Source organism: Streptomyces sp. FH025 (genome assembly GCF_017427025.1).
Lineage (GTDB): Bacteria > Actinomycetota > Actinomycetes > Streptomycetales > Streptomycetaceae > Kitasatospora.
The window spans coordinates 1-9,581 of record NZ_JAFLNG010000273.1 but is presented as its reverse complement, the minus strand read 5'-3'; the positions used below and the strand labels follow the sequence as shown (position 1 = coordinate 9,581).

The window sequence follows — 9,581 nt, the reverse complement described above, 5'->3', positions numbered from 1 at the left end:
GCCGCCCCGCCCGGACCACCCGCCCGTCGTCCCGGCCGACGGGGCCCGGGAGCCGCACCCGGTCGACCTCGCCAAGACCGAGCCGATGATCCGTTCCCGACCGATCTCCTAGCGCTTCCGCGGCCGGCCCCGCGGCACTGCGGAACCGGGGTCGGCGAAGGCCGTCGAATCCCGCCCCGGTACGCTCGGCACGGAAAGGCCGACCGATCACCAGATGTGAAATAGGTGACACCTGGGGTGATATCAGCGGCCAGATGTGACAAATCGGGCGCCGATGGGTACAAACAGGGGCGGCACGACAGACGACGCATGTCCCGGGACGGGAATCTTCGTCGGAAGCCGAGCGTTGACCGAACGACGAAGAACAGCGACCACTAGTCCTGTGGGCCATAAGCCCGGGAGGCACGATTCATGAGCGAGCGAGCTCTCCGCGGCACGCGACTCGGGGCCACTAGCTACGAGACCGACCGCGGTATCGATCTGGCTCCCCGCCAGACCGTCGAGTATGCATGTCAGAACGGACACCGTTTCGAGGTTCCTTTCTCGGTCGAGGCGGAGATCCCCGCGACCTGGGAATGCCGCTTCTGCGGCCAGGAGGCGGTGCTTCTCGACGGTGACGAGCCGGAGGAGAAGAAGGTCAAGCCCACGCGCACCCATTGGGACATGCTGATGGAGCGCCGGACGCGCGAGGAGCTGGAGGAGGTGCTGGCCGAGCGGCTGGCCGTGCTCCGCTCCGGAGGGATGAACCTCGCGGTGCACCCGCGGGACACCCGCAAGAGCGCCTGACACACCTCGCTCCCGCCGCGAGCGGGAGGACGCGAAAAGGGACCCTGGCCACCAGGGTCCCTTTCGCGTTGTCCGAGGACCGTACGAACGGCTGTGGGCCGCCCGGGAAGGGCGGCCCACAGCCGTTGTGCCCGGCGAGCCGCTTCTCAGCCGGCCGTTCCTCAGCCGGTGATCGGCGGACGGTAGGTGGTGTCCGGGCCCTGCGGGCCGCGCGGGCCCGCCTCCGGGTCGACCACCTCGCCCTGGATCACCTTGCCGTCCGGCCGGTGGATGCGCAGTTGCTCCTGCAGCCGCACGGCGTCCGCGAACGGGGCCGCCCCGGCGGCGGCGGTGCTGCGCAGCGCCTTGTCCGCGACCCGGCGCCCGACGGCCCGCCACAGCGCCCGGGTGGGCGGGAAGAGCAGGGTCAGCGCGACCAGGTCGGACAGGAAGCCGGGGACGATCAGCAGCAGCCCGGCCAGCACGGTCATGCTGGTTCCGGTCTGCGGCTGCTGGGACTGCGGGTTCTTGCTCTGTTCGATGGCCGCCGACAGAGCCTTCAGTCCGGCCCGCTTGATCAGCGAGCCTCCGATCAGCGCGCCGGCGATGAGCAGCAGCAGGACGGTCAGGCCGCCCAGCCACGAGCCCACCTGGACCAGCAGCCAGATCTCCAGCACCAGCCAGGCGGTGATCAGCAGCGGCAGCACCCGGCGGAGCCTGCTGCGCGGGACCGGACGGGTGGGGGTAGCTTGCTGGGTCACGGTACGAATCCACTCCAAGCGGTGCTCTGCACGCCGCACGGGAGGTCCGGGCCGGCTACGGCACCACCTGGTCCAACGATTCCCGTTCGACCGGTGTTCCGGCGGAGGGATTCCGGCGGCGGCCGAGCAGCACGGCGGCGCCGCAGGCCAGCAGGCCGCCGATCGCCAGCGTCCACTCCGGGGCGGCACCGATCCGGTCGGCCACCGTGGTGCCGTCGCGCAGCGGGACGGTGGCCGACAGCTGGGCCGGGGTCAGCTCCTCGGTGCGCTGCTCGACGGTGCCGTCCGGGGCGATCACCGCGCTGATGCCGCTGGTCGCGGCGATCAGCACGGCCCGGCCGTGCTCGACCGCGCGCAGCCTGCTCATCGCGAGCTGCTGCTCGGGCTGGCCGGTCTTGGCGTAGGTCGCGTTGTTGGTCTGGACCACCAGGACGCGGGCGCCGCTGTCCACGGTGTCGCGGACGATCTCGTCGTAGGCCACCTCGAAGCAGATCACGTCGCCGATCCGGGCCGGACCGAGCTGCATGACGCCGTTGTGGTCGCCCGGGTAGAAGTCCCGGGCGACCCGCTGGAGGCGGGTGATCACCTTCATCAGCTGGGCGCGGAAGGGCACGTACTCGCCGAAGGGGACGGGGTGCTGTTTGGTGTAGGAGGCACCGGGGCCGGTCTGCGGGTCCCAGACGATGCCCTCGTTCTGGACGTGCTGCGCGTCCGGGCCGTCCACCAGGGTGCCGACCAGGGTGGGCACGCCGACGGCCTTGACCGCCTCGTCGATGCGCTGGCGGGCCAGCGGGTCGCTGAACGGGTCCAGGTCGGAGGAGTTCTCCGGCCAGATCACGATGTCGGGGCGCGGGACCTTGCCGGCCTCGATGTCCGCGGCCAGCCGCTCGGTGGCCGAGGCGTGGTTGTTGAGGACCATCATCGGGCGACCGAGGAAGTCCATGCCCGGGTTGGGCACGTTGCCCTGCACGATGGCGACCTTCACGGTGTCGGCCGCGGAGGTGGGCACCGGGACGAGGTACCCGGCCAGCAGCGCGGCCACCGCGCCGAGCGCCGCCAGCGCGGCCGCCTTCGGAGCCCGGCCCGGCCCGCGCAGGCGCAGCGCGGCCCAGGCGAGCAGGGCGCCGGAGAGGGCGACGGCGAAGGTCACCAGCGGCGCGCCGCCGATCGCGGCCAGCGGGGTGTACGGCGTGGCGGTGTTGGCGAAGGCAAGCCGCCCCCAGGGGAAGCCGCCGAGCGGCAGCCGGTCGCGCGCCCACTCCTGGGTGACCCACAGGGTGGCCACCCAGAACGGCCAGCCGGGCAGCCGGGAGGTGACGGCCAGGCCGCTGCCGAGCAGGGCGAGGAAGAGCGACTCGATGACGGACAGGCCGATCGTGGCGTCCCAGCCGACCACCCTCAGCCAGCTGAGCAGCAGCAGGAAGAACGGCAGGCCGAAGGCGAAGCCCGTCCAGGCGCCCTGGCGGCCGGTGCGGCCCCGGGTGAGCAGCGAGAGCGCGGCGACGCCGAGCAGGGACAGCGGCCAGAGGTCGTACGGCGGGAAGGCGAGCGCGAGCAGCAGTCCGGACAGGACGGCGAGACCGGTGCGGGGCAGTCCGGCGCGGACCTTGGCGAGCGCCCGGGCGGTGCGGCCTGGTGTGGGGGCCGGGTCCTTCGACTCGGAACCGGTCCCGGACCGCTCCTGGGTGACGGGCATGGCCACCGGCGCACCATCTTCCTGGGGCTTGCTGTTCGGACGCTGTGCGAAGAAGGTACCCCGGACGGCCGGTGGGGCGTGAGGTCAGGGTGGTGGCGCCTGCCTCGGGCCCTCAGCGCTCGGTGTAGCGGACCTCGCCGAGCGGCCAGTGCTCGCCCAGGGGCTCCAGGCGGAACTCCGGGGCGAGCAGCTCGCGCGGGACGGTGAAGTCGGCGGGCACCAGCGGGTCGGTCGTCATGGTGGTCAACCTACGGGCAGGTGCGCCGCCGCTTCACTCGGGTTCACCGCTCGTGGACGGTGCGGCCGCGGACCACCGTGCGCAGGCAGGTGGGCAGGTCGCGGCCGGGGGTGAGGTCGGGCAGGCCGGGGGTGCCGGAGCGCGGGTCGGTGGACCAGCCGGCCACCCGGGAGTCGGGGGCCTGGACGACCAGCTCCTCCGCGGCCCAGATCGCGTAGTTGGCGATCGCGCCGGGGACCAGCACGCCGTCCTGGTCGCGGCCGATCGCGCGCCAGCCACCGCGGGTGTGGGCGTTGAAGGCGGCACGGACCGAGATCCGGTGCTCCAGGGTCCGGTGGAAGGCGGCGGCGCGGATGGTGCCCCAGGGGTCGAGCGGGGTGACCGGGGCGTCCGAGCCGAAGGCCAGCGGGACACCGGCCCGCAGCAGGGCGGCGTACGGGTTGAGGGCGGCGGCCCGCTCGGCGCCCAGGCGCTGCGCGTACATGCCGTCCGGGCCGCCCCAGGCGGCGTCGAAGGCGGGCTGGACGGAGGCGGTGAGGCCGAGCTCGGCGAAGGCGGCGATGGCCTTGTCGTCCAGGGCCTCGGCGTGCTCGACGCGGTGGCGCAGGGCGCGGACGCGGTCGGTGCCGACCCGCTCGCCGGCCGCGCGGACGCCCTCGATGACGGCCGCGACGGCGGCGTCGCCGATGGCGTGGAAGCCGGCCTGCAGCCCGGCCTCGGTGCAGGCGGCGACGTGCTCGGCGACCTGCTCGGCGGTCAGGTAGGCGGTGCCGGTGTGCTCGGCGTCGGCGTACGGGGCGTGCAGGCAGGCGGTGCGCGAGCCGAGCGCGCCGTCCACGAAGAGGTCGCCGCCGGCGCCCACCGCGCCGAGCCGGCGGGCCGTCTCGACTCCGCCCAACTCGCCCCAGTAGCAGTAGACTTCGGGCCCGTCGCCCTCGGCGGCCAGGGCCAGCAGGGCGGTCAGGTCCTGCTCGGAGGAGATCTCCGGGCCGGCGCACTCGTGAAGGGCGCCGATGCCGAGTTCGGCGGCGCGGGCCAGGGTGGCGCGCTGGGCGCGGCGGCGCTGCTCGGGGGTGAGGCGGGCGAGCGCGGTCTGCCGGACGGCGTGGTGGGCGTCCTTGGTGAGCGGGCCCTCGGCGTCGTGGCCGGGGCGCTCGGCGAGTCCCTCGGTCAGGGCGCGCAGGGCGCTGGTGGCGAGCGCGGAGTGCACGTCGGTGCGGGAGAGGTAGAGCGCGGCGCCGCGGGCGGCCTCGTCGAGTTCGGCGAGCGTCGGCGGGCGGCCCTCGGGCCAGCCGGACTCGTCCCAGCCGTGGCCGATCAGCACGCCGCCGGGCTCCGGCTGGGCGTCGACGAAGGCGGTGACGGCCGCGAGGGTGGCGGCCAGCGAGGGGCTGCCGGTGAGGTCGAGGCCGGTGAGCGCCAGTCCGGTGGAGGTGGCGTGCACATGGGCGTCGACGAAGGCGGGGGTGACCAGGGCGCCGTCCAGCTCGACGATCTCGTCGGCGGTGGCGGCGTACGCCTCGGCGGCGCCGTCGCTGCCGACCCAGGCGATGTGCTCGCCTTCCACGAGCATCGCGGTGGCGAAGGGGTCGGCGGGGCTGTAGACGGCGCCGCCGCGCAGCAGGACGGTCCGGGGGCCCCTCCTGTCCGAGGGCGGGCAAGGAGGGAGGGTGCGTTCGGTCATGGCGACAAGTCTGCACCTCACCGGTTCGGGCTCAGAGCTTCGGGGGTCGGGCCTCGTACGGGGTGGAGAGCACCACGGTGGTGCGGGTGGACACTCCGGCGGCGCTGCGGATGCGGGCGAGCAGGTCCTCCAGGTCGCCGGGGGCGCCGACGCGGACCTTGAGGATGTAGTTCTCGTCGCCCGCGACGCTGTGGCAGGCCTCGATCTCGGGCAGGCCGGCCAGTCTCTCCGGGGTGTCGTCCGGGGCGCTGGGGTCGAAGGGCTTGACCGAGATGAACGCGGTCAGCGCCAGGTCGACGGCGTCGGGGTCGATGATCGCGGTGTAGCCGCGGATCACCCCGCGCTGTTCGAGGCGGCGCACGCGCTGGTGCACCGCCGAGGTGGACAGGCCGGTGGCCTTGCCCAGGTCCGTGTAGCTCATCCGGCCGTCTTCGAGGAGCAGCTGGACGATGCGTTGGTCGAGATCCTCCACAGTGCGCAAACCTACCCGGTCGGCGCACGGGGGGCGCACGCGGTGGCACGGGGAGAGACCGCAGGTGTCAGGCGGGCAAGTGCCAGGTGAATGTGGCGGGTGGTGTGGCCAAGGACACACCCGGTGCATCACGGTGCACTGGGCCGCAGGGTTATGAGCCCGAATCGCAGGGAAGTGCTGGTTGTGGCCCTGGACGACCACGCCGGGCCCGATCCTAGGGGGATCCTCATGCCTGCTACCGACCAGCGCGTGCTGGGCGCCGACGAGACCGACGATATGACCGGCCGCGACGATCTCGCGGCCGACCACGCGCCGGGCTACGACCCCGGCGAGGCCGAGATCTGGGACATCTTCCGGGTCCACTGCCCCGAGTGCCGCCGCCCGATCGCCCTGGTCGCGGACGAGGAGCGGCTGCCGCAGCACGCCCTGCTGCCCACCGCCTGGAACCCCTTCGCCCCCGCGATCTGCCCGGGCTCGGGCGCGCCGACCGACGACCTGGCGGAGGTGACGGCCTCGACGGACGCCGAACCCGCCGGGTTCGACGCGCTGTTCAAGCTCCCGAGCGGGCTGGACTGGCGCACCCAGCCGTTCTCGCACGCGTTGGTGCAGCGCCCGGTGCACGCCTCGGTGACCGTTCCCGCGGCTGCGGCCCCGGCCGCACGGTCGGCCGTGCCGGTCCTGCCGGAGCAGCGCCGGCGCCTCGTGCGGCGCTGACTTCCGCAGCCCGCAGGCAGATTGACGCCACGTCAGCGAAAACCTCCGGCCGTCACTCCGCACCCTGGAGTGACGGCCGGAGGCCGTAGCGGGGAAGGCGTCAGACCTTCGGGAGGGCGTCAGCCCTTGGTGAGGTGGCGGCCGATCACCAGACGCTGGATCTGGTTGGTGCCCTCGACGATCTGCAGCACCTTGGCCTCGCGCATGAAGCGCTCGGCCGGGAAGTCCTGGGTGTAGCCGTAGCCGCCGAGCACCTGGACGGCGTCGGTGGTCACCCGCATCGCGGTGTCGGTGCAGAACAGCTTGGCCATCGCCGCCTCCTTGGAGAACGGCCGGCCGGCATCCCGCAGCCGGGCCGCGGCCAGGTAGAGCGCGCGCCCGGCCTCGATCTGGGTGGCCATGTCCGCGAGCATGAACGACAGGCCCTGGAAGTCGGCGATCGGGCGGCCGAACTGGCGCCGGGTGCGCGCGTAGTCGACCGCGAGGTCGAGCGCGGCCTGGGCGACGCCGATCGCGCAGGCGGCGATGCCGAGGCGGCCGGAGTCCAGGGCGGCGAGCGCTATCTGGAAGCCCTGGCCCTCCTCGCCGATCAGCCGCTCGCGGGGCACCCGGGCGCCGTCGAAGTGCAGCTGGGCGGTCGGTGAGGAGCGCATGCCCATCTTGTGCTCCGGCGGCGCGGCCGACAGGCCCTGCTGGTCGCCGGGGACGAGCAGGCAGCTGATGCCCTTGGGGCCGTCCTCGCCCGTGCGCACCAGGGCGCTGTAGAAGTCGGCCCGCCCGCCGTGGGTGATCCAGGCCTTGGTGCCGTTCACCACGTAGTCGTCGCCGTCGAGGTCGGCTCGGGTGCGCAGGGCGGCCGCGTCCGAGCCGGACTGCGGTTCGGAGAGGCAGTAGGCGCCGAGCTGCGCGCCGGAGAGCATGCCGGGCAGCCACTGCTCGCGCTGCTCGTCGGTGCCGAAGGTGGCCAGCGCGTGGCAGGACAGGGTGTGCACGCTGACGCCGAGGCCGACGGCCAGCCAGCCGGCCGCGAGCTCCTCCAGGACCTGGAGGTACACCTCGTAGGGCTGCTCGCCGCCGCCGTGCTTCTCGTCGTACGGGAGGGACAGCAGGCCGGCCTCGCCGAGGGTGCGGAAGACCTCCCGGGGGAAGCGGTCCGCGGCCTCGTCCTCCGCCGCGCGTGGCTGCAACTCGCGCTGGACGAGGTCCCGGGTGAGGCTCAGCAGCTCACGGGCCTCCTCGCTGGGCAGCTGGCGCTCCACGGCTTTCACGGGGGACGGGGTCATGGCGGCGGTCGCCTCCTCGATCGGGCGCCGGGCCGGGGTGGTCGGCTGGTCCGGCGCGGGTGTGGCAGGTCGGCCCGACCGGCACCGGGTTGCGGTGAACGGCCGTTCACAGGCCTGGCGAAGCGAGTATGCCCGAAACCCGCGCTGCCGTCACGACCTGGGCAGATCATCTGTCCGTAGTGGTGGACTACGGCACCGTAGGGTTGACGTTGTGGCTGTTTTCGGTACTCTCCCCGCCCCTCGCCCGACCGCGTCCGGCGACGCCCCGAGCACGCTCGCGGCGGAGCTGAGCACGCTCGCGGCGGAGCTGCGCGCGCTGCCGCCCACCTGCGGGCCGGTCCGACTGGTCGCGGTGGACGGGCACGCGGGTTCGGGCAAGACGACCTTCGCCGCCCGGCTGGCGGCGGCGCTCGGCGGGGCGCCGGTGGTCCACCTCGACGACCTGGCCACCCACAGCGAGTTCTTCGGGTGGACCGGACGGCTGCGCGAGCAGGTGCTGGTGCCGCTGGCGGCGGGCCGGGACGCCGTCCACCAGGTGTACGACTGGACGCTGCGCCGCTTCGCGGGCACCGCGACGGTGCCCGCCGCCCCGGTGGTGCTGGTCGAGGGGGTCGGTGCGGGGCGGCGGGAGCTGCGGCCACAGCTGGCCCGGGTCGTCTGGATGGAGTTGGACGCCGTCTCGGCGCGACGCCGGGGCGAACGACGGGACGGGCCGGAACTGGCCGGGTTCTGGGCCGGCTGGGCCCGCGCCGAGGCGGCGCACTTCGCCGCCGACCCGAGCCGTCCGTACGCCGCGACGAGGGTCGACGGGGTGACCGGGCGAATCATCCCGGCCACTGTGGGTGAATCTTCAACTAGCTCTTGACCTGCGGCATCGCCAGGACCTAGGTTCTCCTCAGCCACCGGAACGGAAGATTCCGGTTGCCTCGGACCCGGCGCCCCCGGCTTGTTCCCCCGTGAGCCGGGGGCGCCGCCCGGTCCCCCTCCGCAGGGCGCTCCGCCCACGGCGTTTCAGCCAACCGAAGGCTCAAGGCCCGCTCGCGCCATCGCATTTGACTCCCTGCGGCACCCTTCCGGATCAGCGCCACGCCGGTACGATTCCCGGTAGGCGCATATGCGCCCCGGGGGCTTCCGACCACCGGCCCGGCTGCGCGCAGGCGATCCGCCGGCCGGGCCCCGGGCCACACCGCGGGGGGCGTGAGTGACGACGGTGGAAAGTTCCGACAGCACGGCGGGCGGCCCGGACCGGCTCGCCGACCGCGCCTGGCTGCGCGCCATGGACGCGTACACGGCGGGCGCCTACACCCGGGCCGAGGAGGAGTTCCGCGCGGCCGTCCGGCTGGACCCGGGCATGGCCGACGCCTGGCTCGGCCTGCACGCGCTGCGCAGCGACACCTCGGCCGCACTGCTGGCCATGTACCACCACCAGCAGCGCTTCGGCGAGCAGCGCCGCCTGCACCGACGCCCGCTCAGCTCCTGGTACTGGCTGGGCTGGTGGGTGCAGCCCGTCCTGGAGGACGCCCGCGACCTCGCCCTGGCGCACGCCTCGCACTGGCTGGACGGCCGGCATCTGGCCGAGCTGGACCGGGCGCTGGAACAGTGCCCGGCGCCCGGCGAGGACCCGTCCGCCCAGTTCCTGTACGCCTGCCGCTCCTACCTCCTCAAGGACTGGGAGCAGTTGATCCGGGACACCGACCGCCTGCTGGACGACCCGCTGCTCGGCATCGAGGCCGGACTGTTCGCGGGCATGGCCCGGGTGCGGCTGGACATGTGCGCGCAGGCACAGGCCCCGCTGGCCGCCTCGCTGGCGCGCTGCCGCTCCGAGCAGCCGCAGCGCAAGGAACTGCGGTACTGGCTGGCGCGGGCGTACGAGGGGGCCGGGCGCAGCGCTGCGGCGCTGCCGCTGTACCGGGCGGTGCACCGGGCGGACCCGGCGTTCATGGACACCGCGGCGCGGCTGGCGGCGAT

The 9,581-nt window shown here is 73.9% G+C and carries 9 protein-coding genes and 1 pseudogene; 4 read left to right on the top strand and 6 right to left on the bottom strand.

Going from position 1 to position 9,581, the window contains the following annotated elements:
• The first annotated feature begins 411 nt into the window (after window positions 1-411).
• On the top strand, window positions 412-786 hold the full coding sequence (locus J0670_RS19945; RefSeq protein WP_207812989.1) for an RNA polymerase-binding protein RbpA: 375 nt from the start codon (window positions 412-414) through the stop codon (window positions 784-786).
• A gap of 161 nt (window positions 787-947) precedes the next feature.
• Here the strand turns inward: J0670_RS19945 and fxsA are convergent, their stop codons facing one another.
• The 5 genes from fxsA to J0670_RS19925 all read right to left on the bottom strand — a co-directional run bounded on the left by fxsA (window position 948) and on the right by J0670_RS19925 (window position 5,616).
• Entirely contained in the window at window positions 948-1,526 is a 579-nt protein-coding gene (gene fxsA / locus J0670_RS19940; protein ID WP_207812988.1) for an FxsA family membrane protein, read from the bottom strand.
• A 55-nt stretch (window positions 1,527-1,581) separates the two neighbouring features.
• Complete coding sequence (gene lnt / locus J0670_RS19935; protein ID WP_207812987.1) at window positions 1,582-3,222, bottom strand: apolipoprotein N-acyltransferase; 1,641 nt, start codon at window positions 3,220-3,222, stop codon at window positions 1,582-1,584.
• Window positions 3,223-3,334: 112 nt separating this feature from the next.
• Window positions 3,335-3,460: a hypothetical protein gene (locus J0670_RS39980; RefSeq protein ID WP_279383041.1), complete on the bottom strand. Its 126-nt coding sequence runs from the start codon at window positions 3,458-3,460 to the stop codon at window positions 3,335-3,337.
• Window positions 3,461-3,503: 43 nt separating this feature from the next.
• Window positions 3,504-5,144, bottom strand: a complete 1,641-nt coding sequence (locus tag J0670_RS19930) for an amidohydrolase (RefSeq protein ID WP_207812986.1) — start codon at window positions 5,142-5,144, stop codon at window positions 3,504-3,506.
• Window positions 5,145-5,175: 31 nt separating this feature from the next.
• Entirely contained in the window at window positions 5,176-5,616 is a 441-nt protein-coding gene (locus J0670_RS19925; RefSeq protein ID WP_045694655.1) for an Lrp/AsnC family transcriptional regulator, read from the bottom strand.
• A gap of 228 nt (window positions 5,617-5,844) precedes the next feature.
• Between J0670_RS19925 and J0670_RS19920 the strand changes: the two genes are divergently transcribed.
• Window positions 5,845-6,330: a hypothetical protein gene (locus J0670_RS19920; RefSeq protein ID WP_207812985.1), complete on the top strand. Its 486-nt coding sequence runs from the start codon at window positions 5,845-5,847 to the stop codon at window positions 6,328-6,330.
• Window positions 6,331-6,449: 119 nt separating this feature from the next.
• Here J0670_RS19920 and J0670_RS19915 read toward each other — a convergent pair whose 3' ends face one another.
• On the bottom strand, window positions 6,450-7,613 hold the full coding sequence (locus J0670_RS19915) for an acyl-CoA dehydrogenase family protein (protein ID WP_207812984.1): 1,164 nt from the start codon (window positions 7,611-7,613) through the stop codon (window positions 6,450-6,452).
• Window positions 7,614-7,899: 286 nt separating this feature from the next.
• On the opposite strand from J0670_RS19915, the gene J0670_RS19910 reads away from it, so the two are divergent.
• Both J0670_RS19910 and J0670_RS19905 read left to right on the top strand, forming a co-directional pair.
• The gene (locus J0670_RS19910; RefSeq protein WP_207812990.1) at window positions 7,900-8,478 is read left to right on the top strand and encodes a uridine kinase; all 579 of its coding nucleotides are present in this window, start codon (window positions 7,900-7,902) and stop codon (window positions 8,476-8,478) included.
• Between the two features lie 411 nt (window positions 8,479-8,889).
• Window positions 8,890-9,581 (top strand): annotated as a pseudogene (locus J0670_RS19905) (CbxX/CfqX); the annotation flags it as partial.